Origin of the sequence: Streptomyces sp. NPDC044984 (assembly GCF_040646935.1) — a bacterium.
Lineage (GTDB): Bacteria > Actinomycetota > Actinomycetes > Streptomycetales > Streptomycetaceae > Streptomyces.
On the sequence record NZ_JBEZBE010000002.1, the window covers coordinates 265,739 to 288,823 of the forward strand.

The window sequence follows — 23,085 nt, forward strand, 5'->3', positions numbered from 1 at the left end:
GCGGCGCACCGCCCGGCCCGGGCGGGGAAGGAGGGCCGCGCGACCATGACGACCTGCCCGCACCGGCGCTTCACCGGAGCCCCCTGCGGTGGCACCGTGCTGCCCACCGGCTACTGCGCCGCCTGCGGCCGCGCGGCGAACGGCCCCGGACTGCCCGGCCTGCCCGACGACCCCCGCGCACTCGGCCCCCGCGAACTCCTCGCCCTCCCCGAGCGCGAACCGCGCCCCGCCGGGGAGCGCCTCATCCGTCCCGAGGCCCCGCTGCGCATCCGCATGAGCTGCTCGTCCGCGGACTGCGGCATCACCTTCGCCCCGCCCTACACCGAGGGACCGGTGCCGATCGAGGGATTCTGCCCGGCGTGCGGCGAACGCTACTCGTACCGGCCCGAACTCGCCGAGGGCGACCTGCTGCGCGACCAGTACCGGATCATGGGACCCATCGCGCACGGCGGCCAGGGCTGGGTCTACCTCGCCGAGGACACCCACCTCGGTGACGTCGTCGCCGTCAAGGGACTGCTCAACCGGTACGAGCACGACGGCGCCCGCCTCGCCGACGTGGAACGCCGCAACCTCGTCGCCATCCGCCACCCCCGCATCGTCCAGATCCGCGACTTCGTCGCCCGCCGGGACGACAGCGGGCAGGTCACCGGCGGCTACATCGTCATGGACGACGTCGGCGACGGCACCCTCGCGAGGGTCACCGAGGAGGTGCGGCGCGGGGAGTCCGTCCTCGACATCGAGCACGTCGCGGCGTACGGCTGCCAGATCCTCGAGGCCTTCGTCCATCTGCACGCCGACGGCGAACGGGTCTTCGTGTACGGGGACATGAAGCCCTCCAACGTCGTGCACCACCGGGACGGCATCAAGGTCATCGACCTCGGCGGCATGCGCGAACAGGGCCAGGGCCTGCCGCCCGCCCACGTCACGCCCGACTACATGGCGCCCGAGACCGCGACGTCGGCCGCGCCCACCGTCGCCCACGACCTGCACACCGTCGGCGTCACCCTGCGGGAACTCTCCCGCTGGGCCGTCACCGAGGCGCCCGGCCTCGGCACCGCCTCCTTCCAGCGGGTCGTCGACCGCGCCGTGCGGACCGACCCGGGCCGCCGCTTCACCGACGCCCGTGAGATGGTCGGCCAACTGCGCGGCGCCCTGCGGGAGATCCGCGCGCTGCGCGGCAAGAGCGACCCGCCGGAGCCCTCCGACCACTTCCGGCCGTCCACCCGGCTGCCCGGCGCCCGGCTCGGCACGGTGCCGGGCATCGAGCACTGGCTGGAGAGGCCCCGCCGCGACCGGTACCAGCCGCCGGTGGCACCGGTCCTCGACCTCGGCACGCCCACACCCGCCGAGATCGCCGCCTGCCTGCCGGTGCCCAGGCCCTATCCGGGCGATCCGCAGGCCACGCGGTTCGAGGTGAGCAGCGGTTACGACCCGGACCGGCTCCTCGACCAGGAGGACGAGAAGCCGCCCTCGGTGGAGATCCGCCTGCACAACGTGCGCGTCCTGCTGGGCCGGAACACCCGCGACGACCTGCGGCGCGCCCAGGAGGAGCTCGACACCGCCGACTCCGTACCCGGACCGTCCGCCGTGCGCCGGTGGCGGCTGGAGTGGCACCGCGCCCTGCTCGCGCTGCGCGGCGCCGACCTCGACGACGACCCCCGGCAGGTCGCCGAGGCCCGGAACCACTTCACGCGGGTCCACCTCGAGCTGCCCGGCGAGTACGCCCCCAAACTGGCCCTCGCCCACTGCGCGGAACGGCTCGGCGACGACCCCGCCGGGCCCACGGCCAAGGAACTGTACGAGGCCGTGTTCGCCCGCAACCCCGCGCACGGCGGCGCCGCCCTCGGCCTGGCCAGGATCGCGCTCCGCGCACGCGACCGCCGGACGGCCATCGACGTGCTCGGCCGGGTCCGGCAGGGCACGCTGGACCACACCGTCGCCCGGATCGCCGCCCTGCGCATCCGCGCGGCCCGGCTGCCCGGGGACGGCGATCCGCTGCCCCTGCCCGCCGAGGTCGACGCGGCACTGGCCGAACTGCACGGCCTGGTGGGCCGGCGTCCGGGCGACGGGGAGCCTGGCCTGTCCGAGGACGAGGCGCTGCGCCTGAGCACCGAACTCCACGAGTGGAAACTGGACGCGGTGCACAGCCTCAGCGACCGTCCCGGCTCCCCGGGAAGCGGTGCCGGACGGCTCACCGCCCGCGCCCTGCGCCGTCTGGGCGCGCCGGAGCGCGCGTTGCGCGAGCAGCTGGAGTCGCACTACCGGCGGCTGGCGGCACACCACCAGGAACCGGCCGCCGCCCACGAGCACCTCGTGGACCTCATGCACGCGGTGCGGCCGCAGACCGTGTTCTGACCGTGCGCCCCGACCGGACGGAACAGCCCCCGGCGACGCAGGCGGACGAAGGCGAAAGGAGCGGTGACGTACGACATGAGCAGCCCCACCCGGCCCCCGCAGCCGGGCATCCGACTCCACGTCGACCTCGGCGACGATCCGCGCCCGCACCGGAGCGCGAAGATCGAGGCCCATCTGCGGGTCGACGTGGCCGCCGGCGGCGCCCCCACCGATCTGCCCGCGGTCCAGCTCGCGGTGATCATCGCGGTGGACGTCGCCGAATCCCACCGGGCGGCCGTCCGGCACGCCCTGCCGGCGGCGCTGCGCGCCCTGCCCGACCGCATCTCCTTCGCCGTGCTCGGCGGCGGCCCCGAGCCGGTCCGGTGCTATCCGCGGGGTGACGGCGAGTGGGCCGTCGCCGACCGGGACGAGAGGCGCCGGGCCGCCTTCGTCGCGGGCTCGCTCCCGCTGCACCGGGAGGGGCCACGTCCCGCCGGGTACGCCGCCTGGGTGGCCGGGGCGCGCGCCCTGCTCGCCGGCCGGCCGGTGTCCGTACGCCATCTGGTGCTGATCACCGACGGCAGCAGCGCCGTCGCCGCCGACGACCGTCTGGAGGAGGAACTGGAGGCCTGTGCCGGGCAGTTCACCTGCGACGTGTTCGCCGTGGGCACGGACTGGTCCCCCGATCCCCTGCTGGCCCTCGCCGAACGGCTGCACGGCACGGCCGAGTTCGTGGACGACGGACTCGGCCCCGCGATCACCGCCGCCATCCAGCGGCTGCGCCGGGTGCACACTCCCCAGCTGCCGGTCGAGGTGACCGTACGGCCCTCCGTGCGCCAGGTCTCGCTCAGCGAGAAGGCGCCCCGGCCGCACCGGCTCGGCGGGCTGCCCCGGCCCGGCCGGCCGCACTGCTGGAGCTTCCCCACCTACCAGTGGGAGCAGGGCCGACGCGACTACCTGCTCACCCTGGTCGCCGACTCCGACACCGACCCGCTGGAGACCGAGCTGCAGTTCGCCATGGTCTCCATCGGTGACGTCCACGCGCCCGTCACTGCCCGCTGGCACCTTCCCGGGCACTCCCCGCCGCACGCCCCGGCGGGCGCCGACAGCGTGCGCGCCCTCAACGCCACCGCCCGGATGCGGAGCGCCCTGCGCCAGGGGCTCGTCGCTCTCCGGGAACACCGGCGCGACACCGCGGAGGACCGCCTGGGGCAGGCCGCCCGGCTGGCGGTGCGGCTCGGCACGGACTGGGTGCTGGACGAGATCCGCGCGGTCGCCCGCATCGAGGACGCGGCCGGGGGGCGCATCCGGCTGCGCACCGTCGACGCCGACACCCTCGGCCCGATGATCCTGCGCGCCGGGTCCCGTCCCGGCGGGCCCCTGGCCGAAGCCGTCGGCGCCCGGCCGGGTCCGCGCTGCGGCGGTTGCGGCACGCCGGCCGGGAGCGAGGCCCGCTACTGCATCGCCTGCGGGGAGAAGCTGCTGTGACGGCCGGACGCGCCGCCTCCTGGCGCCGGTACTCCCCCGCCGCCTTCTGGCGCGGGCGTCTGGGTTCCTGGCGGACCCGTCGGCTGCTGGAGGTGCACCTGCTGGTGCTGTTGCTGCTCACGGCCGTGGCGTCGACCGCGCTCTTCCTCTCCAGCCGTCAGGTCCAGCACGGCGCCGAGGCGCTGGCGTCCCGCGAGGCGCCGGCCGTGCAGGGGCTCGCCGCCGCCCGGCTCGCGGCCCTGCGCGCCCACGAGGAGGCCGGCAGCCTGGTGGAGAGGGACCTCGTCGGCGTGGCGGGCGCGGGCGAGGCCTACCGGTCCCAGCTCTCGGCCGCCGACCAGGGCCTGTCCCGGATCGCCGACCGCACGGACCAGGACCTCGGCACGGTCAAGGGCCTGCTCGCCACCTACAGCGACTCGCTCGCCCTCGGCACGTCCCTCTACCGTGACCAGCCCCTCATGCGGAAGCTGAGGTTTCGGGAGGCCGAGTCGCTGCTCACCCGCGACACGGTGGGAGTCGCACCGCGCCTGAAGGTCCTGCAGCGGAACCAGCTGGAGCACGCCGAGGCCACGACCGCCATGGGGCGGTGGCAGCACACCGGGTGGTGGACCGCCGAACTCGCCCTGGTCGCGGTGGCGTTGACCCTGCTCTCGGCGCTGTTCGTGCTGCGCGACCGCTGCGGCCGGGACTGGAACCCGTACCTGCTCGCGGCCCTCCTCCTCACCGTGCTGCTCGCGGTGGTCCCGCTGCTGACGGCGTACTCCACCCAGGACGAACTCGACGGGGCGCTCGGGGAGCTGCGGCGGATCACCGAGGCGTCCTGGCAGAGCGGCCCGTCGGCCGAGGTGCGGCAGCAGCGCGTCACGGAGACGTCGGAGGAGGTCCGGCAGCGGCTGGCCGACGGCACGTGGACCGAGTCGGTGTACCGGGGCGCTCTCGTCGGCAGCCTGCTCGCCGTCGTCCTGCCCGCGCTGGGGCTCGGTCTGCGGCTCGACCACGACTACTGGAGGCGACGGTGACCCGGCGGTTCAGGATGCTGGTGTTCGGTGTGGTCATGCTGCTGATCGCGGCCGGCGGCATGGTGGTGGTCTGGGCGCAGCACGACGACGAGGAGCCGGTGACCATCCTCGGGACGTGGACGGCCGGGCAGGCGGAGCGGTTCGAGACCGTGCTGCGGGGTTTCGGCATCCCCTTCCGCTACCAGGGCACCGCCGCCCAGCGGGAGGTGCTGCTCTCCAAGGTGCAGGCGGGGGACCCCCCGGACATCGTGATCATGCCGGGCCTCGGTGAACTCGCCGAGTACGCCGACCAGAAGCTCCTGGAGCCGCTGGACGATCTCTACGACCCGCGGGAGTACGGCGCCCCCTGGATGGCGGCCGCCTCGTCCCCCGGGCACGTGTACTGGGTCCCGGTCAAGGCGGACCTGAAGAGCATCGTCTGGTACCGCGGGGGCCGGAAGCCGGACGCTGCACCGGCCCCGCTGAAGAGGTGGTGCATCGGCATGGGGGACGACGGCGCCTCCGGCTGGCCCGGCACCGACTGGATCGAGGACCTCGTGCTGCAACGGGAGGGCCCGGAGGTCTACGAGAAGTGGGCGCTGGGCACGGGCGGGACGAAGTGGTGGCGAAGCGATCCGGTGCGCACCGCCTGGGAGGCCTGGGCCGGTCTGCTGCGGCAGGACGAGCGCGCGGCCGAGAGGGCTCTGCTGACCGACCACCGCGGCGACCCGGGCGGTCATGGTCTGCTGTTCGACAACCCCTCGGGCGAGTGCGCCCTGGAGCACCAGGGTTCCTTCGCGCTCTCCTTCTACGGATCCGACGCGAGGCACGCGCGCCTGACGGACTCCGCTCCGCTCCTGCCCGACGGCGGCGGCCCAGTCCGGGCCCACGAGGTGACCGGCGACTTCGCGGCGCTGTTCAGCGATCGCTCCGAGGCACAGGAGCTGATCAGACTGCTGGCTTCGAAGGAGGGCCAGCGGAGATGGGTCGAACAGGCGGGCGTCTTCTCGGCGAACCGTCAGGTGAAGCCGGAAGGCGACGCGATCAAGGGCCAGATCGCCCGGCGGCTCCGTGAAGGGCCCCGCTGCCTGGACGCCTCGGACGTCATGGCGCCCGCCGTGCGGGACGCCTTCTACGAGGCCGTATTGCTGACCATCGCGCGGGCCGCCGCCGGCCAGGACCCCGACATTCCGGGCCTCCTCCAGGACGTGCAGCGGGTGCAGGACGCGCAGTCCACGCCGGGGGCCGGCGGCAGAGCGGCTCCGAAGACGGTGTGCAGTACGCGGTGAGCGACGGGTGGCGCCCACCCTGTGGGGCACGAAGGCCGGTTCCGCCCAGCAGAGCACCGGGCGGAACCGGCCCCCTGGGTGATCAGTCGAGGCCCGGAGGAAAGACGTGGTGGGCTCCCCCGCGGACGAGTACCCGCCAGGCTTCGATCCGCCCCGAGCAGTCGGGGAACACCTCGAGCCGGAACGCCTGCTCCCAGCTCACTGTGAGCTCACCCGGCCGGCCCACGGTCACGCTGTCGACGCAGGGGCGGAGTTCGCCGAGCACTCGGTTGAACGTGGTGGTCCGGGCGTCGTAGATCATGCGGAACTTGTCGAACGCCTGTGGTCCCGCGCCCTTCTGCGCATACCGCATGTCCGCGGATCCCAGGACGGCCTTCACGTCGTGCGCGATCCGGAACGGACACCGCATACGGCCCATGACCTCCTCGCCGTCAGGGCCGTGGAACTCGACGATGCCCATGTCCACAGCCCTGCCGACGGAGGGGGCGACGGTGCCCGTCAGAATTCGGGTGATCTCGTCCACCCGCAGCTCGGCAGCCACCGGACAGCCCCTCCTCGAAGTGGGTGCGCTCACCGAAGGAAGACCCCGGAGAGACGGACCGCTCCGGGATTCTTCGATGCTCCGTCAGGAGGTCAGCTTCGCCCCCATGCCGCAGCCAGATCAGCAGCGACGACGAGAATCGAGCCGGCCGTGAAGGCGATCTCATGGGTCGTGCCCGACGGGTGTGGCAGCAGTTCGTCCCACTGCAGGGCACCCGGCCTCGGCAGCGTGCTGTCCGATTCCTCGGCCGATAAGAGGTCGTTGCGATTGGCGAGAGGAGGGCCGCAGGGGTGTCGCGCTCAGCAGGGGAAGCTTCGGTAAGGGGCCAGGCTGTCCCGCTGGCTCGCTTTGCACCGGGGGCCTCAGTGATAGTGATCGGAAGGCTTGCGAGCATGTATTGCAACGATCGATCCAAAATGACTAAGCTGGCAGCATGGCCCGACCGCGGATGTTCGACGAGGAACGGGCCCTGGACGCGGCAATGCACACGTTCTGGGAGAAGGGCTACGAAGCCACTTCCACCCAGGACCTGTGCGAAGCCACCGGGCTGGGGCGCAGCAGCATCTACAACACGTTCAAGAGCAAGCACGACCTGTTCGAGCGTGCACTGGCCCACTACATCGACACCATGACCACCGCCCAGCTGGGCGTCCTGGAGGACACGCGGCGCCGCGCCGCCGACCGCATCCGCGACCTGTTCGCCATGGTCGTCGACGGTGAGACCGAGCACCGGGCCGGCGGCCGCAGCCTGGGCTGCCTGACCGTGAACACCACGGTCGAACTAGCCGCTCGCGACAGCCGGGCGGCGGAACTGCTGGAGCGCGACACGGCCCGCAGGCTCGCCGTGCTGCGCGCGGTGATCGAGGAGGGTCGCCGGGACGGCAGCATCACCTCCCGGCGCGACGCTGGAGCACTGGCCCGCTTCATCAACGCGGCGATCGGCGGCATGCGCATCTCCAGTCAGGGCGGCGCCGACCGGACCGCACTGGAGTCGATCGCCGAAGTCACCCTCGACGCACTGAACTGACCCACGCGCCACCCGGGCAATGCCTACGCATGTCCATGTTTTGAACTGACCAATCCATAACTCTCATTATTACGTCACCCGGCCCCTACGCCGGTCGGCGTCGATTCCAAGGAGACAAGACCGTGCCCCGTGCCGTATACGTCCTGGCACTCGGTATCTTCGCCATGGTGACCAGCGAGTTCGTGGTCGCCGGGCTGATGCCACAGATGGCCGACGGCCTGAACGCCACCATCCCGCAGATCGGATACCTCATCACCGCGTTCGCGGTGGCCATGGCGGCCGGCGGGCCGTTCCTCACCATGGCGCTCATGAAACTCCCGCCACGGACGGCACTGATGGCGATCTTCGTCATCTTCCTGGCGGGTAATGCGCTGGCTGCCACCGCGACCGGCTACTCCACGATGATGGCCGCGCGGATCGTCACCGGCATCGCCTCACAGGCCTTCTTCGGCGTGAGCATCTCGATGTGCGCCCAGATCACCCGCCCCGAGATCCGCGGCCGGGCGATCGCGGTCGCGATGAACGGCCTCATGCTCGGCACCCTGCTCGGACTCCCCATCTCCACCCTGATCGGCGAACGCTTCGGCTGGCGCGCCGCGTTCTGGGCCATCGCCGCGATCACCGTGATCGCCGCCGTGGCCACCTGGTTCGGTGTGCCCCGCATCGAACGCGCTGAAGGCGGCGGTGGCTTCCGCCAGGAGCTCGGCGTCTTCAGGAAGCCCAAGCTGTGGCTTGTGCTGTCCACCAGCACACTCGTCATCGGCGCCACGTTCTCCGCCTTCAGCTACTTCAACCCCATCCTGACCGACCTCGTCGGCTTCTCCACTGGCGCCGTCCCCCTCCTGCTGATCGCCTACGGCGCCGCCACCGTCGTCGGCAACAACATCGTCGGCCGCTTCGCCGACCGCCACACCGTCCCTGTCCTTGCCATCGGCCTCGTCCTCAACAGCGTGTTCCTGACCGGCTTCGCCCTGCTCGCCGACCTGCCCGCACCGACCGTCATCTGCATGATGGGCATCGGTCTGGTCGGCGTCACCATGAACCCGGCCATGGCGACCCGCGTCCAGCGCACCGGAAACGCCGGCCCGCTGGTCAACACCGTCCACTCCTCCTTCATCACCCTCGGCATCATCCTCGGCTCTTCCATCGGCGCCGTCGCGATCGACACCTGGGGCCTGCGCGCCCCGCTCTGGCTCGGTGCAGTCATGGCCCTGGCCGGTCTGGCGACCGTCCTGCCCGACCTCGCCCGCCGCTCCACCCCCGCAAAGGGCCTTGCCTCCCCGCGCCCTGCCGAACAGACAGAACGGGTGTGAGCTATTTCGTCACCCGGCAAGGCGGCGGTAACAGATGACGGCTACGGCAATGCCGGTGGAGGCAAGGAAGTGCCCGGCCTTGCGCTCGTAACGGCGGTGCAACCGACGGAAGCCGCCCAGCCAGCTCATGGTGCGCTCAACAGTCCACCGGTGTCTCCCCAGTCGAGTCGAAGGCTCGACGCCCTTACGGGCGATACGGGGTGTAATACGCCGACTGCGAAGCCACATCCGCAGGTGGTCGTAGTCGTATCCCTTGTCGGCGTGCAGTTTGGAGGGGCGGCGTCGACGAGGGCCACGGCGGGAACGGATCGGTGGGATGCCGCGGATCAAAGGCTCAAGCCCCAGGCTGTCGTGGGTGTTGGCAGCGGAAATACCAACCGAGAGGGGCAGACCGGTCCGCTCGGTAACCAAGTGGATCTTTGAGCCTTTCTTGCCCCGGTCTACCGGATTCGGACCCGCCAGATCCCCCCCTTTCAACGCCCGCATATTCACCGAGTCGATCGCGCACCGCGACCAGTCCAGCTCACCCTTCCGCCCGAGTTCGTCCAGCACCAGCCGGTGCAGTTTGACCCAGACCCGAGCTCCGCTCCACTCGGTGAACCGTCGGTACACGGTCGACCAAGACGGTCCGAACCTCTCTGGAATCTGCCGCCAGGTACAACCGGAGGTAGCCACGAACATGATTGCTGCCAAAACCTCCCGGTCGCCGTAGCGTCGACGGCCACCACCTTGTGGCCGGACCGGTGCTACCGGCACCACGCGCTGGAACAACTCCCACAGCCCATCCGGGACCAAACGCTCCACGATCGTCACGAACACGCAGGCTACCGATCACACCAATTGCAACAACCTCTAAGGAGGGCATGTGAACGGGTCCACACGAACAACTGGGTACATTTACGCGGTACCGCCCCGCACAGCTCAAACCATGAAGCGACCTTGATCACAAGGAAGGCCTCGCGGAAATTACCCGGCGAACTCACGGGAAATCGAAGATGTCCGATAAATGAACGACCCACTGCGCTGAATTCCCTGCGAAGGATTTCACGGCATACTGTTAATGTCCCGCGTCGTGACCGAATTGCTGATGTCGCGGACCCGTACGCAGCCGCCGGCCGGACGACGAGCGCGCGTGGCGCGGCTGGTCGTCGGGCTCGTGACGGGGTCCGTGCTGGTGTACTCCGTGGTGACGGCCCGGCTGCACGGGGACATCCGGTATGTGCTGGCGTGTCTGCGGAGCGGTGCGGCGGTCGGCATCTCGCCGTCGGAGACCTTTACCCACCGGCCTTATTTCTACCGGTGGTTCCTGTACTGCCTCGATCAGCTGGGCGCCGGTCCCACCGCGGTGCGCGAGGCGGTCCTGCGGGGCGCCGGTGTGCTGCTGTGCCTCGCCGCCGGGCTCGCCCTGCGCGCGGCGCTGCGGCGGCGGCTGCCGGGCCGGGAGGCGGATCCGGCCGCTGCCGCGGTGGCCCTGGTGCTCGCGCTGGCGCCGCGCACCGACTTCCTGCAGCCGGAGTGGACGGCCGCGCTGCTGTCGGTGCTCGCGGTGGCCGTCGTGCTCGCCGGCGTGCGGCCCGTGCCCGCGGCGGCGCTCGCGGCCGTGCCGCTGGGGCTCGCGGTGATGATGAAGTACTCCACCGCCGCGACCGCGCTCATCGCGCTGCTGGCCGTCCTCGCCGCCGACCGGCTGCGCGCGCTGCTCCTCGCCGCCGCGACGGCCGTGTCGAGCGTGCTGCTGCTGGGCTTCAGCCTCTGGTCGGGGTCGCGGGAGTGGCAGTGGGTCCGGGACATGCCGCAGATCAACCAGGGTGCGCTGTCCCGGCAGGGCGTGCGGCCCGGGGAGCTCTTCGCCCGGTCGGTCGACTTCCTCGCGGACCGGGCCGTGCTCAGCCCCGTACTGCTCCTGCTGCCCGCGGCGCTGCTCCTGCTGCTGGCCTGCCAGGACGACCGGCGCCGGCGCACCGAGTGGGCGGTGCTCGCCGTGGCGGGGGCCGCCGTGGGGCTGGGTGCGGTCGTGGTGCAGGGCAACTGGTTCGCGTACCACGCCGCCGCGCTGCCGGTGGGCGCCGCCGCGCTGTGGGGGCTCGCGGTGGCGCGGTGGTACGGGGCGCGGGGGCGGGTGCCGCTGGGCTTCCTGGCGGTCAGCGGCGTGATCGCCGTCCTGGCGCCGTGGTACTCCGCCGCCCCGCAGGGGCTCCAGCGGTCGGCGGTCGTGTGGGGGGCGGGGGTCGTCGCGCTCGGCGCCGCGTTCCTCGACGTGCGGCGCCCGGCCGGGGGCGGCTCCGGGTTCCGGGTGCCGGCCGCCGTGGCGGGGGTCGGACTGGTCGCGGTGGCCGTCTGGCCGTCCTCCCCCAACCTCATGGACCGCGGCGAGGTGGGCGAGACCAACGCCGCGTACCTGCGGGTCTCCGGGGAGAAGGCCGACGCGGCGGCCGAGGTGCGGCGGCGGTTGCCGGACGGGGCGCTCGTGCAGTACCTCGCCTTCGGCGACGAGGCGTACTTCATCGGGCACGCCTCGCCCTGCCCCTACCCGATCCCGACGTTCCTGCAGCGCACCCGCTACCTGCCGGACGTGAGCACCCTCGACTCGTACGTCGAGAACGCCCGTTGCCTGGACGAGGACCCGCCGCGGTACGCGGTGCTGAACCGCGGCTGGTTCCCCCCGGCGAAGATCGACCGGTCGCTGGCGCGGCGGATCGAGGCGCGCTACGACTGTCCGCCGGCGCCCGCGGAGCGGCTCGTCGTGTGCCGGCTGCGGTGAGCGCGGGCCGGCGCGCCCGCACGGCGACGGCCACCGCCCCCGTCCGGGGCGGTGGCCGTCGCCGTACCGCGGTTCACCGGGCGCCGATCAGCTCCATGACCCGGTGGGCCATCGCCACGGCGTAGTTCTGCCCCCGGTCCTGCGGGTAGACCTGCGCCATCGTGGCCAGCGTGACCCGGCTCATCGCCGTCTCGTGCGGCGGGATGAGCTCCCGGTACTCCGGGGTGACGACGGGCTGCGCGAAGGGGGCGCGGGAGAAGTGCTTGCGGGAGATCCAGGAGCGGTCGAAGTCCGGGTTCAGGCGTCGCAGCCAGGGCGTGTACGCCTGCAGCAGGTCCTCCGGGTCGGCGGTGAAGCACCAGTCGTCGCGCGGCACGTAGTTCCCGACGTACACGACGTGCTTGCCGCCGTACTCCGCCGGGTCCACCATCCGGGTGTGCTCGACGACGGCCAGGAACGGGAAGTCGGTGTCGTTGACGTTGAGCCAGTAGTACGGGATGAGGCTGCGGTCCAGCTCCAGCACGAGGCAGGTCGCGCCGAGGTACTGGTTGCGCCACGTCACGTCGTCGGACGGCAGTCCCGCGGCCCGGGCGAAGGCGGGCTGCGGGGTGGTGACGACGACGTGGTCGAAGCCGTACGACGACCCGTCCTCGGTGTCGACCGTCACCGTGTCGCCGTCCTGCCGGATGCGCGTCAGCCGCTTGCCGAACTCGATCTTCCCGCCGCGCGAGGCGACCGCGTCCGCCAGCGCCGCGTACACCTTGTCGAACCCGCCGTGCACATAGCCCAGTTCGAAGGTGCGGCAGTGCACCCGGGCCCACAGCCAGGCCATGGACACCTCCTCGGCGCGCTCCCCGAACTTACCGCGCAGCAGCGGCTCCCAGATCTCCTCCGTGGCGCGCCGCCCGGCCCAGCGGCGCAGCCAGCTCAGCGCCGTGCGGTCGTTGAAGCGCTCGCCCTTGCGTACGGCCTTCAGCGCGGCGGAGGAGAACGCGAAGCGCAGTGCCGGCAGCGGCGGGAGGAAGCGCAGCATCTGCAGCGGGGTGCTGAAGGGGCGCAGCCGTCCGGCGCGGTAGATGCCGGTGGTGGGCTTGTGGAAGCGCAGGGACGAACCCAGGCCCAGCTCCTCGATCAGCTCGATCATGGCGTGGTCGGAGCGGAAGATGTGGTGGTAGTAGCGCTCCAGCGGTGTGCCCTGCACGGTCAGTGAGGCGGCCAGGCCGCCCAGTTCGTCGGCCGCTTCCAGCACCGTGACCGTGTGCCCGGCCTTGACCGCGTCGTAGGCGGCGGTCAGTCCGGTGGCGCCGGCGCCGATGATGCCCAGGTTCACGCGAAGCTCCACTTCCGGTTGAGCACGAATTGCACCGCCAGGACCAGCGGCAGGGAGGCGGCCTTGACCAGGTTCGGATCGGTCCCGAGCCGACCGGCGAAGAGCCACAGCAGCCCGGAGGTGAGCGCGATGCCGCACATCCCCACGGCGTAGAAGCGCACGAAGCGCAGCACCGGCCGGTCGCGCCTGCCGAAGGTGAACACCGCGTTGAGGACGAAGTTGTTGGTGATGCCGAAGGTGGTGCCGACACCGTTGGCGACCTGTTCGTGCCAGCCGAGGACATTGTGGAGCAGCGCGAACACGGCCAGGTCCAGGGCGACGCCGCTGCCGCCGACGAGCGTGTAGCTGACGAGCTGCCGGAGTTTGCGGGGAGGTCGCTCGGCGGGGGCGGGCGCGTCAGTCGCCGTCATGCCGGACCACCTGCCGGACGATGTACAGCGGCCGCCCCTGCGCCTCGCTGTACGTCCGCCCGATGTACGAGCCGAGCACCCCGAGCGAGAGCATCTGCACCCCGCCCAGGAACAGCACGACGACCATGAGCATGGTCCAGCCGGACACCGTGATGTCGGGCCGGAACGCCTTCATCGCCAGCGCGTAGAGGATGCCCGCGAAGGACAGCGCCAGCACCACGAACCCGAGGCGTGTGATCAGTTTCAGCGGCACCGTGGAGAAGCCGGTCACCCCGTCGACCGCCAGCCGCGCCATCTTCCGCAGCGGGTACTTGGTCTCGCCGGCGAACCGCTCGTCGCGGTCGAAGCGCACCTCGGTCTGGACGAAGCCCATCGAGGCGACGATGCCCCGCACGAACCGGCTGCGCTCCCGGTAGCGCCGCAGCTCGTCGGCGACCCGCCGGTCCAGCAGCCGGAAGTCCCCGGTGTCCAGCGGGATGTCGACCTCCGTGCACGCCCGGAGGACCCGGTAGTACGTGGCGGCCGTCGCCCTCTTGAACACCCCGTCCCGCCGGGACCGGCGCCGCGCGTGCACGACCTCCGCACCGTCCCGCCAGGCGTCGATGAGTTCGAGACTCACCCGCGGCGGGTCCTGCAGATCGGTGTCCATCACGATCACCGCGTCGCCGCGCGCCTCGTCCAGTCCGGCCGTGATCGCCATCTGGTGCCCGAAGTTGCGCGCGAAGTCGACCACGCGCACCCGCGGATCGTTCTTCGCCAGGTCGCGGAGGATCGCCAGGGAGGCGTCGGACGAACCGTCGTTGACGTACACCAACTCGAAGGAGAGCTCCGGGCGGGTACCGATCGCCGCCACGAGTTCGTCGTGGAAGCGCCGTATGCCGTCCTGCTCGTTGAACACCGGCAGCACGTAGCTGACCAGTGCGGTTCCCCCAGATCTCTCCCGAGGGCGCGGCACCGACGGCGGTGTCGCGGGGGCGGGTGCGTCTGACATTGCGGCGACGCTAGGGAGCACTGCTGAACGGCGGGCGAACAGCCGGTGGTGTTCCGCGTTCGAACAGTTGGCGGGTGGCCGTCCCCGAAAACCCGGCTGCGGTGTACAACCGTTCGGGGTGATGATCGGTCTTTACATCGACCACTCCGGTCGTGTTCACAAGGAGACCGTCATTCCCGCCATACGCAAGACCCTGACCGCCACCGCCGTCGCCACCGTGGTCCTGGCCGGGGCCGCCGCCTGCGGCACCGTGGAGAACCTGTCCGCCGGGCAGAAGCTCGACCAGGCCTTCGAGAAGCTCGGCAAGGAACGCTCGCTCTCCTTCGAGCTGGACCTGGACACCGACGCCGCGTCGCTGAAGGCGCTGGACTCCGGGGCGGAACCCGGCGAGGAGATGCCCGAAGAGGTCGCCGAGCTGCTCAGCGACGCGCGGATCTCCGTCTCCGTGCAGTCCAGGAAGCCGATCGAGGAGTCCGGCGAGGAGGACTTCAGCGCCATGGCGTTGAAGTTCAGCGTCCCGGACGGTGACCTGTTCGAGTACCGGCTGGTCGGCGACTACACCTACGTCCGTGCCGACGTGGACGCGCTCGGGCGGATGAGCGGCAGCCCCATGCCGTCGGCCGACGAACTGCCCGACGAGGCGGGGGCGTTCAAGAAGCTCCTCGCCGGTGAGTGGATCAAGATCTCGACGAAGGAGATCGAGGAGACCGGCGAGCAGATGTCGGGGGCGGAGGACGCCGAGGCCGGGAAGCCCTCGGCGGAGCCCACGCTCGACGCCAAGACGCAGAAGAAGCTCACCAAGGCGCTGCGGCAGGTCATCGGCCGGCAGGTCGACTTCAAGACCTCCGACGGATCGGACGGCACCGAGCACATCACGGCCACGGCCCCCTTCCGCACGCTGATGACCGAGCTGTTCGACGAGCTCGGCCCGCTGACGGAGCAGCTGCCGGTGGGCACCGAGATGCCGACGGCCAAGGACTTCAAGGACGCGCCGAACGAGAAGGTCACGGCCGACTTCACGCTGAAGAACGGCGAGCTGACCGAGGTCTCCGTGGACCTGGCCAAGCTGGCGGAGAAGGCGAAGGTCAAGAAGTTCGCGCTGGTGCTGCGCCTGGGCGGGGGCGAGAAGACCACGGCCCCGGCGGGCGCCACCGAGGTGGGGGTCGACGAGCTCATGGAGGGCTTCTTCGGCGGCTTCGCGGCGGGGGCGCTCGACGAGGAGGAGTTCGCGGAAGGCGCCGAGGGCTGACAGGCACCGGGGTCCGTGGCGGGGCGCCGTCCTCCCTGAGGAGGAGAAGACGGCGCCCCGTCTCGTGCGAGCGCACCAGGGGAAAGTGACGGCAGGCGCACGACGCCGTGCGGGGCTCCGCCCGCGAGTCTTGGAGGGAACCCAAGACCGAACGCGGAGATCCCTGACCTGTGGCTACCTTCCTGTATCGCATCGGCCGCGGCGCCTTCCGGCGGCGATGGCTCGTGACACTGCTGTGGGCGGTGATCCTCGGCACCGCCGGGGTCGGCGCCGCCACGGCGCCCGCCGCCGGTGACGACGGCACGTCCTTCATGCCCGGCATCGAGGCGCAGCGGGCCTTCGACCTCATCGGGGAGCGCTTCCCGGGTTCGGACGCCGACGGCGCCGACGCGCGGATCGTGTTCATCGCCCCCGACGGGGAGAAGGTGACCGCCGCCGGCCACCGCGCCGCCATCGACGCGTTCGTGGCCACGGCCGGCGACGGGCCGCAGGTCGCGAGCGCCGTGAGCCCCTTCACGGCGAACGCGGTGAGCGAGGACGCCTCCACCGCCTACGCCACCGTGACCTACGAGGTCTCGTCCGGCGACCTCACCGAGGCCGGACGGACCGCGCTGGAGACGGCCGTCGACGAGGCCCGCGACTCCGGTCTCACCGTGGAGGTCGGCGGCAGCGCGCTCTCCTCGCAGCCGGCCGCCGGGGGCGCGGCCGAGGCCGTCGGCGTCGGTCTCGCCGCCGTCGTCCTGCTGATCACGTTCGGCTCCCTCGCCGCGGCCGGGCTGCCCCTGCTCACCGCCGTCGTCGGGGTGGGGATCAGCATGGGGGCGATCCTGGCCCTCGGCAGCGCCCTGGGACTGTCCATGACCACCGGAACGCTCGCCTCGATGCTCGGTCTCGCGGTCGGCATCGACTACGCCCTGTTCGTGGTCTCCCGCTACCGGGAGGAGCGGGAGAACGGGCACGAACCGCGGGAGGCGGCGGGCCTCGCGGTCGGTACGGCCGGCTCCGCGGTGGTCTTCGCCGGTCTCACGGTCGTCATCGCGCTGGCCGGACTGTCCGTGGTCGGCGTGCCGATGCTGACGAAGATGGGCCTGAGCGCCGCGGGCGCGGTCGTCGTCGGCGTGCTGGTCGCGCTGACCCTGGTGCCCGCCCTGCTGGGGATGTGGCCGAACGCCGTCCTGTCGCGCAAGGCCCGCGGGCGCGGCGTCGCCGCCGTCCGGCACACCGACGGCGCGGGCAACGGCGGCTCCCGCTGGGCCCGGTTCGTGCTGCGCCGCCCGGTGGCGGTGCTGCTGGCCTGCGTGGCCGGGCTGGGTGTACTCGCCCTGCCGGCCACCGACCTGCAACTGGGCATGCCGGGCGCCGAGGCGAAGCCGGTCTCGACGACGGAGCGGCGCGCCTACGACGCGCTCGCCGAGGGTTTCGGACCGGGCTTCAACGGCCCGCTGACAGTCGTCGCCGACGTCAAGGGAGCGTCCGATCCGGAGGCCGCCGCGACCACCGTCGCCGACGCGATCCGGGACACGGACGGTGTCGTGTCCGTCTCGCCGCCCCGGTTCAACGCCGAGGGCGACACCGCGCTGTTCTCGGCGGTCCCCGCCACCGCGCCGAACGACGAGCGCACCAAGGAGCTCGTGCAGACCATCCGGGCGGAGCGCGGCGGCCTGGAGGACGAGACGGGTGCGACCTTCGAGGTCACCGGCAGCACGGCGATGAACATCGACGTCGCGCAGGCCCTGCAGGACGCCCTCGTGCCGTACCTGTCCGTCATCGTGGTCCTCTCCCTCCTGCTGCTGATGCTGGTGTTCCGTTCCGTGCTGGTGCCGGTCAAGGCCGCCGTCGGGTTCCTGCTGTCGGTGCTGGCGTCGCTCGGCGCGGTCGTGGCGGTCTTCCAGTGGGGCTGGGGCGCGGGACTGCTGGGCGTCGAGCAGACCGGACCGATCATGAGCCTGATGCCGATCTTCCTGGTGGGCATCGTCTTCGGCCTGGCCATGGACTACGAGGTCTTCCTGGTCTCCCGCATGCGGGAGGCGTACGTCCACGGCGAGCGGCCGGCGCAGGCGGTCGTCAGCGGGTTCCGGCACAGCGCCCGGGTGGTCGTCGCCGCCGCGGTGATCATGATCGCGGTGTTCTCCGGGTTCGTCGGGTCCGGCGAGTCCATGATCAAGACGATCGGTTTCGGTCTCGCCGTCGCCGTGCTGTTCGACGCGTTCGTCGTCCGCATGGTGTTCGTGCCCGCCGTCCTGGCCCTGCTCGGGGACAAGGCGTGGTGGCTGCCTCGCCGGCTCGACAGGCTGCTGCCCCGCGTCGACGTCGAGGGCACGGGACTCACCGGACGGTCCGCGCCCGCAGATGAGGGCCGCTCCGCCCGGGAACCGGTCCGCACCTGATCCGGGCCCGCTCCCGGCGGGCCGCGCGGTCGTGTCCCACGGCCGCGCGGCCCCGTCCGTCACGTGCCACGATGTCCCCGCAGGCCCGACCCGGAGAACGCACGATGAGCACACCTTGGCGAAGCCGGGCGACGAGCCGCCCCCGGACCACCGAGGCCGTCCTCCTCGTGGCGCTGTTCGCGGTCGCCGTCTCCGGCTGTCTCCTGTCCTCGTCGGTGATGCCGGGACCGCCCCCGCTGTGGCCCGCCGTCACCCTGTCCGCACTCACCTGCGCGGTACTGCCCAAACGCCGTACCCACCCCCTTCCGGTGCTGGCGGTGACCGCGCTGGGCATGGTCGCCCTGTCCTCCCTGGGGCACCTCGTGACGGCCATGAACATGGGCCCGCTCATGGTCGCGCAGTACTCGGTCAGCCTGCGCGCCGAGCGCCGGACGGCCTGGTACAGCGCGCTGGCGGTCACCGCGCTCATGGTCGCCTCCGGTCTGTTCCACGGCGAACTGCGGGACCAGTGGATCATCGGCCTGGTCAATCCGGCGGCCTGGGTGCCGCTGTCCGCGGCGCTCGGCGGCTACGTGCGGGTCCGCCGCGAGTACGCCGCCGCCAGGACCGAGCACATCGCCCGTGAGCGCGAGGAGGAGGCCCGCCACCGCGTCGTCCAGGAGCGCATGCGCATCGCCCGCGAACTCCACGACGTCGTCGCCCACCACCTCGCCCTGGCCAACGCCCAGGCGGGCACCGCCGCCCACCTCGCACGGGCCGATCCGGAGAAGGCGCACGAGATCCTGGACAAGCTCGCGGGGACCACCGCGGCGGCCCTGCGCGAACTCAAGGCCACCGTCGGACTGCTGCGCCAGGACACCGACACCGACGACGGGCTGGCGCCCGCGCCCGGCCTGGCGCAGCTGCCCGGCCTGGTGGCCGCCTGCGCGACGGCCGGCCTGGACGTCACCGTCACCGAGGAGGGGCGGGCGCGGCCGCTCGCGCCGGGGCTCGACCTGACGGCGTACCGGATCGTCCAGGAGGCCCTCACCAACGTCACCAAGCACGCGGCCACCCGCACCGCACGGGTGCGGCTCGCCCACACCCCCCACTTCCTCACCCTGACGATCACCAACGACACCGCCGGTCCCGTGCCCGGGCCCGGGCCCGGGCCCGCCTCCGGCCACGGCTTCGGGCTCCTCGGCATGCGCGAACGGGCCCTCGCCGCGGGCGGCACCTTCCGCGCGGGGCCCCGGCCGGAGGGCGGCTTCGAGGTCGCCTGCACCCTTCCCCTGCACGGCCACGACGAAGGCACCGCCCCATGACCATCCGCGTCCTGCTCGCCGACGACCAGGCCCTGTTGCGGGCCACCTTCCGCATCCTCATCGACTCCGACCCCGGTCTGACCGTCGTCGCGGAGGCCACCGACGGACGGGAGGCGGTCGACCTCGCCCGCCTCCACACGCCCGACGTGGTCCTCATGGACATCCGTATGCCCGGCACCGACGGCCTGGCCGCCACCGCCGACATCTGCTCCCGGCCGGAACTGGCCGCCACCCGGGTGCTGATCCTCACCACCTTCGAGAACGACCAGAACGTCGCCAGGGCCCTGCGGGCCGGTGCCAGCGGCTTCCTCGGCAAGGACGTCGGCCCGGACGTCCTGCTGGCCGGCATCCGCACCGTGGCCGCCGGTGACTCCCTGCTCTCCCCCACGGCGACCCGGACCCTCATCACCCGCTTCCTGGCCACCCCCGACGACGACGCACCGCTCGCCCCGCCCGAACGCCTCATCGCCCTCACCGAACGCGAGCGCGAGGTCATGGCGCTGGCCGCACACGGCAAGTCCAACGCCGAGATCGCCGACCACCTCGTCGTCAGCCCGCTGACGGTGCGCAGCCACGTCCAGCGCGCCATGACCAAGCTGCACGCCCGCGACCGGGCCCAGCTCGTCGTGATCGCCTACCAGAGCGGCCTGGTGCGTCCCCGTGCGCACGGGGACGACTGACCGGCACGCTTTTTCCGCGCCACGGGACCCAGCGGAAGAGCAGGTGTGCCGAGGCCCTGTCCGTGTCAGGCTCCGGTGATCAATCGTGAACGGATCTCCCGGCTCGCCCACGCGGACCGTCCCGTCGCGGCCCCGCTCGACGACGACGCGGTGCGGCGGCTGCTGGAACGTGGTGTCCCACGCGACGGCCCGAACTCGTGGGGCAACGACCCGCTGCGCAACGCCGTGGCCGGAACGTTCGGCCTCGCGCTGGCGGGTCCGTTCGGGTACGGGGCCGGCCTTCCGGCCCATCCGCTCGCGGGCGCCGTCGGTCTCCTCGCCGGAGCGCTGGTCATGGCGGTCTTCCACGGGCTCGGCGGCGCCTACCGGCTCAACTCCGCGCTGGGGCGCCCCAACCCGCCGCGCGCCCCGCACGCGGAGACGGGGTGACCGCGGGTGGCGCCGCCACCGTCTCCCAGTCGGCCGTGCGGTCGCACCAGCGGTTCAGGAGGGTTCGGTCGTGGCCCACGGCCAGCAGGCCCGCGCCCGTCGAGGCGCGGTAGTCCTCGACGACCCCGACCAGCGCGGCCGTGGTCGACGCGTCCAGCATCGCGGTCATCTCGTCGCAGATCAGCCAGCGGGGACGGAGCACCAACGCACGCGCCACGCACGCGCGTTGGAGCTGGCCGTCGCTGACCTCGTGGGGGCGGCGGGTGAGCAGGTCGGAGGTCAGGCCGACGGTTCCGGCGAGTTCGGCCACCCGGCCGGGGACGGACGAGCGGCGGCCCGTGGCGCGCAGGGGCTCCGCGATCAGGTCGGCGAGGCGCAGGCGGGGGTCGGCGGAGAGGCGGGGCTGCTGGAAGACGACGCCGACGGCGGTGCGCAGCTCGCGCGGGGCGCGGTGGCGCCAGCGGTGTACGGGGGTGCCGTCGAGGACCACTTCCCCGGAGTCCGGACGGTGCAGGAGGGCGGCGACCCTCGCCAGGGTGGACTTGCCGCAGCCGCTGGGGCCGAGCAGGCCGACCGACTCGCCCGGGGCGACGGTGAGGGTCGCGTCCCGGACGGCGGGGGCGCGACGGTCGTAACCGGCGGTGATGGCGCGCAGTTCAAGCACGGATGTCCTCGGGGGTGGGTGCCGGGGCCGGGTGGTGGCAGGCGATCGACCCGGTGAAGGGCGGGAGCGCCGTGCAGGCGTCGGTGGCCCGGTCGCAGCGGGCGGCGAAGGCGCAGCCGCCGGGGAGGTCACCGAGTTCGGGGGGCATGCCGGGGATGGGGGTGAAGGCCCGGTCGGGGAGGGCGTCCAGGAGGCCCCGGCTGTAGGGGTGGCGGGGGCCGGGCGTGCCGAAGAAGGCGGCTGCGTCGGCGAGTTCGACGATGCGGCCCGCGTACATGACCGCGACCCGGTCGGCGACGCGTTCCGCCGCCGCGAGATCGTGGGTGATCATCAGCAGGGCCCGGTCGCCGTCGGCGTCGACGTGGCGGCGCAGTTCGTCGGCGGTGCGGTCCACCAGGTCGCGGTCCAGGCCGGTGGTGGGTTCGTCGGCGAGGAGCAGGGGTGCGTCGCCGATCAGGGCGAGGGCGGTGGCGGCGCGCTGGGCGAGACCCCCGGAGAGCTCGTGGGGGTGGCGGTCGAGGTGGTCCGGCGGGAACCCGGCGCGTCCGGCGGCCCCTTCGGCCGCCGCGCGCAGGGCCGCGCGGCCCCGGACGCCGGTGAGCTGGGCGACCGTCTCCTCCATCTGGGAGCGGATGGTGCGTACCGGGGTGAGGTGGGCGGCGGGGCTCTGCGGGATGAGGCCGATGCGCCGGCCCCGCACGGTGCGGGCGAGGACGCGTTCACCGGCGGTCAGCAGGTCCAGGTCGCCGAGCAGCGCGCTGCCGGCGGTCTGCGCGTTGGCGGGGAGCAGGCCGAGGAGGGCGGAGGCGAGGACGGACTTGCCGCAGCCGCTCTCACCGATCAGGGCGAGGCATTCGCCGGGCGCCACGTCGAAGCGGGCGTCGGTGACGGCGGCGATCCGGCGGCCGCCCGGCAGCAGGAAGCGTACGGAAAGGCCGCGCACCGACAGCACGGGGGATCGCTCGGTCACAGCGTCAGCTCCGATCGGCGGCGGGGGTTGATCCGCTCCCGCCAGACACCGGCGAGGCCGGCGACGGCGAGGGTGGGGACGATCAGGAACAGGCCGGGGAAGAGGGTCGGCCACCACTGTCCGGCGAGCAGGGAGCCGCGGGCGTCCTGGATGAGGGTGCCGAGGCTGGCGGTGTGGGCGGGCAGGCCGAGGCCGAGGAAGGACAGGGCCGACTCGTGCCACATGGCGTGCGGCACCATCAGGACGGCGGCGAGGCCGGCCTGGGGCAGCACGCCGGGCAGCAGGTGCCGCACGACGACCCGCCACCGGGAGGCGCCGCCGGAGACGGCCGCGTCGATGTAGGGGCGGGAGCGCAGCGAGAGGACCTCGGCGCGGACGATGCGGGCGGTGGACAGCCAGTGGGTGAGGCCGACGGAGATCACCACCGGCCAGACGCCCGGCCGGAACATGGCGACGATGAAGACGCCGAGCAGCAGGTGCGGTACGGAGGAGAAGGTGTCGACCAGGCGCATGACCGCGCGGTCGGTCCAGCCGCCGAGCGCGCCGGCGGCGGCGCCGACGGCGGTGCCGATCACGGTGGCGGCGAGCGCGGCCACCACGCCCACGAGCAGGGAGACCCTGAGCCCGTACACGCAGCGCAGCAGCAGGTCGCGGCCCACGTCGTCGGTGCCGAAGGGGTGGGACCAGGACGGCGGCAGGAGTTTGGCGGCGAGGTCGACGGCCTGCTGGTCGAGCCGGACCAGCGGCGGTACGAGGAGCACCGCGAGGACCGTCACGGCGACCAGGACCGCGGAGACGCGCAGGCGGAGGGTGTGGGTGGAGCGGCGGGCGGTGCCGTGCGCGCGCCACACCGTCTTCGTCACGGCGGTGGTGTCAGCAGCCATGGGGGTCACATCCGTGGGGGTCACGTCCATGGGAGT

General features: G+C 72.5%; 19 protein-coding genes and 1 pseudogene. 12 read left to right on the forward strand and 8 right to left on the reverse strand.

Annotated features, from left to right (window positions below; translation table 11 throughout):
- Positions 1-45: 45 nt before the first annotated feature.
- From AB0A94_RS03365 to AB0A94_RS03380, 4 genes are all read left to right on the forward strand, one after another.
- Positions 46-2,355, forward strand: a complete 2,310-nt coding sequence (locus AB0A94_RS03365; RefSeq protein WP_361738099.1) for a tetratricopeptide repeat protein — start codon at positions 46-48, stop codon at positions 2,353-2,355.
- Positions 2,356-2,430: 75 nt separating this feature from the next.
- Positions 2,431-3,822, forward strand: a complete 1,392-nt coding sequence (locus tag AB0A94_RS03370; protein ID WP_361738102.1) for a hypothetical protein — start codon at positions 2,431-2,433, stop codon at positions 3,820-3,822.
- Entirely contained in the window at positions 3,819-4,841 is a 1,023-nt protein-coding gene (locus tag AB0A94_RS03375; protein ID WP_361738105.1) for a hypothetical protein, read from the forward strand. Before AB0A94_RS03370 ends, AB0A94_RS03375 begins: the two co-directional genes overlap by 4 nt.
- The gene (locus AB0A94_RS03380; protein WP_361738107.1) at positions 4,838-6,109 is read left to right on the forward strand and encodes an ABC transporter substrate-binding protein; all 1,272 of its coding nucleotides are present in this window, start codon (positions 4,838-4,840) and stop codon (positions 6,107-6,109) included. Before AB0A94_RS03375 ends, AB0A94_RS03380 begins: the two co-directional genes overlap by 4 nt.
- 82 nt (positions 6,110-6,191) lie before the next feature.
- Here AB0A94_RS03380 and AB0A94_RS03385 read toward each other — a convergent pair whose 3' ends face one another.
- On the reverse strand, positions 6,192-6,650 hold the full coding sequence (locus tag AB0A94_RS03385; RefSeq protein ID WP_361738110.1) for a hypothetical protein: 459 nt from the start codon (positions 6,648-6,650) through the stop codon (positions 6,192-6,194).
- 433 nt (positions 6,651-7,083) lie between these two features.
- Between AB0A94_RS03385 and AB0A94_RS03390 the strand changes: the two genes are divergently transcribed.
- Together AB0A94_RS03390 and AB0A94_RS03395 are read left to right on the forward strand one after the other, a co-directional pair.
- Positions 7,084-7,677, forward strand: a complete 594-nt coding sequence (locus AB0A94_RS03390) for a TetR/AcrR family transcriptional regulator (RefSeq protein ID WP_361738113.1) — start codon at positions 7,084-7,086, stop codon at positions 7,675-7,677.
- Between the two features lie 122 nt (positions 7,678-7,799).
- Positions 7,800-8,990 carry an MFS transporter gene (locus tag AB0A94_RS03395; protein WP_361738116.1) on the forward strand — a complete coding sequence of 397 codons (1,191 nt, stop codon included), beginning with the start codon at positions 7,800-7,802 and terminating at the stop codon, positions 8,988-8,990.
- Positions 8,991-8,999: 9 nt separating this feature from the next.
- Here AB0A94_RS03395 and AB0A94_RS03400 read toward each other — a convergent pair whose 3' ends face one another.
- Positions 9,000-9,797, reverse strand: a complete 798-nt coding sequence (locus tag AB0A94_RS03400; RefSeq protein ID WP_361738461.1) for an IS5 family transposase — start codon at positions 9,795-9,797, stop codon at positions 9,000-9,002.
- Positions 9,798-10,062: 265 nt separating this feature from the next.
- On the opposite strand from AB0A94_RS03400, the gene AB0A94_RS03405 reads away from it, so the two are divergent.
- Positions 10,063-11,751 (forward strand): hypothetical protein, encoded by a 1,689-nt coding sequence (locus AB0A94_RS03405; RefSeq protein WP_361738119.1) that lies wholly within the window; start codon positions 10,063-10,065, stop codon positions 11,749-11,751.
- A 73-nt stretch (positions 11,752-11,824) separates the two neighbouring features.
- Here AB0A94_RS03405 and AB0A94_RS03410 read toward each other — a convergent pair whose 3' ends face one another.
- The 3 genes from AB0A94_RS03410 to AB0A94_RS03420 are packed head-to-tail and all read right to left on the reverse strand — an operon-like array spanning position 11,825 to position 14,482.
- Positions 11,825-13,081 (reverse strand): NAD(P)/FAD-dependent oxidoreductase, encoded by a 1,257-nt coding sequence (locus AB0A94_RS03410; RefSeq protein ID WP_361738121.1) that lies wholly within the window; start codon positions 13,079-13,081, stop codon positions 11,825-11,827.
- Entirely contained in the window at positions 13,078-13,491 is a 414-nt protein-coding gene (locus AB0A94_RS03415; protein WP_361738124.1) for a GtrA family protein, read from the reverse strand. The genes AB0A94_RS03410 and AB0A94_RS03415 overlap by 4 nt, the downstream gene beginning before the upstream one ends.
- Positions 13,478-14,482 carry a glycosyltransferase family 2 protein gene (locus tag AB0A94_RS03420; RefSeq protein WP_361738127.1) on the reverse strand — a complete coding sequence of 335 codons (1,005 nt, stop codon included), beginning with the start codon at positions 14,480-14,482 and terminating at the stop codon, positions 13,478-13,480. Before AB0A94_RS03420 ends, AB0A94_RS03415 begins: the two co-directional genes overlap by 14 nt.
- Positions 14,483-14,603: 121 nt before the next feature.
- Here AB0A94_RS03420 and AB0A94_RS03425 point away from each other — a divergent pair, with 121 nt between their 5' ends.
- The 5 genes and pseudogenes from AB0A94_RS03425 to AB0A94_RS03445 form a co-directional block, all read left to right on the forward strand.
- Complete coding sequence (locus AB0A94_RS03425) at positions 14,604-15,731, forward strand: hypothetical protein (protein ID WP_361738130.1); 1,128 nt, start codon at positions 14,604-14,606, stop codon at positions 15,729-15,731.
- A 170-nt stretch (positions 15,732-15,901) separates the two neighbouring features.
- Positions 15,902-18,118, forward strand: a complete 2,217-nt coding sequence (locus AB0A94_RS03430) for an MMPL family transporter (protein ID WP_361738133.1) — start codon at positions 15,902-15,904, stop codon at positions 18,116-18,118.
- Between the two features lie 104 nt (positions 18,119-18,222).
- Positions 18,223-19,422 carry a sensor histidine kinase gene (locus AB0A94_RS03435; protein WP_361738136.1) on the forward strand — a complete coding sequence of 400 codons (1,200 nt, stop codon included), beginning with the start codon at positions 18,223-18,225 and terminating at the stop codon, positions 19,420-19,422.
- Positions 19,419-20,102 (forward strand): response regulator transcription factor, encoded by a 684-nt coding sequence (locus AB0A94_RS03440; protein WP_361738139.1) that lies wholly within the window; start codon positions 19,419-19,421, stop codon positions 20,100-20,102. The genes AB0A94_RS03435 and AB0A94_RS03440 overlap by 4 nt, the downstream gene beginning before the upstream one ends.
- Positions 20,103-20,180: 78 nt before the next feature.
- Positions 20,181-20,285 (forward strand): annotated as a pseudogene (locus AB0A94_RS03445) (SAM-dependent methyltransferase); the annotation flags it as partial.
- A 187-nt stretch (positions 20,286-20,472) separates the two neighbouring features.
- Here the strand turns inward: AB0A94_RS03445 and AB0A94_RS03450 are convergent.
- From AB0A94_RS03450 to AB0A94_RS03460, 3 genes are read right to left on the reverse strand one after another with little or no spacing between them, the layout of a single operon-like run.
- Positions 20,473-21,195, reverse strand: coding sequence for an ATP-binding cassette domain-containing protein (locus AB0A94_RS03450; protein ID WP_361738142.1), 723 nt, complete (start codon positions 21,193-21,195; stop codon positions 20,473-20,475).
- Positions 21,188-22,165, reverse strand: coding sequence for an ABC transporter ATP-binding protein (locus tag AB0A94_RS03455; RefSeq protein WP_361738145.1), 978 nt, complete (start codon positions 22,163-22,165; stop codon positions 21,188-21,190). The genes AB0A94_RS03450 and AB0A94_RS03455 overlap by 8 nt, the downstream gene beginning before the upstream one ends.
- Positions 22,162-23,049 carry an ABC transporter permease gene (locus tag AB0A94_RS03460; RefSeq protein WP_361738148.1) on the reverse strand — a complete coding sequence of 296 codons (888 nt, stop codon included), beginning with the start codon at positions 23,047-23,049 and terminating at the stop codon, positions 22,162-22,164. Before AB0A94_RS03460 ends, AB0A94_RS03455 begins: the two co-directional genes overlap by 4 nt.
- Between the last annotated feature and the right edge of the window lie 36 nt (positions 23,050-23,085).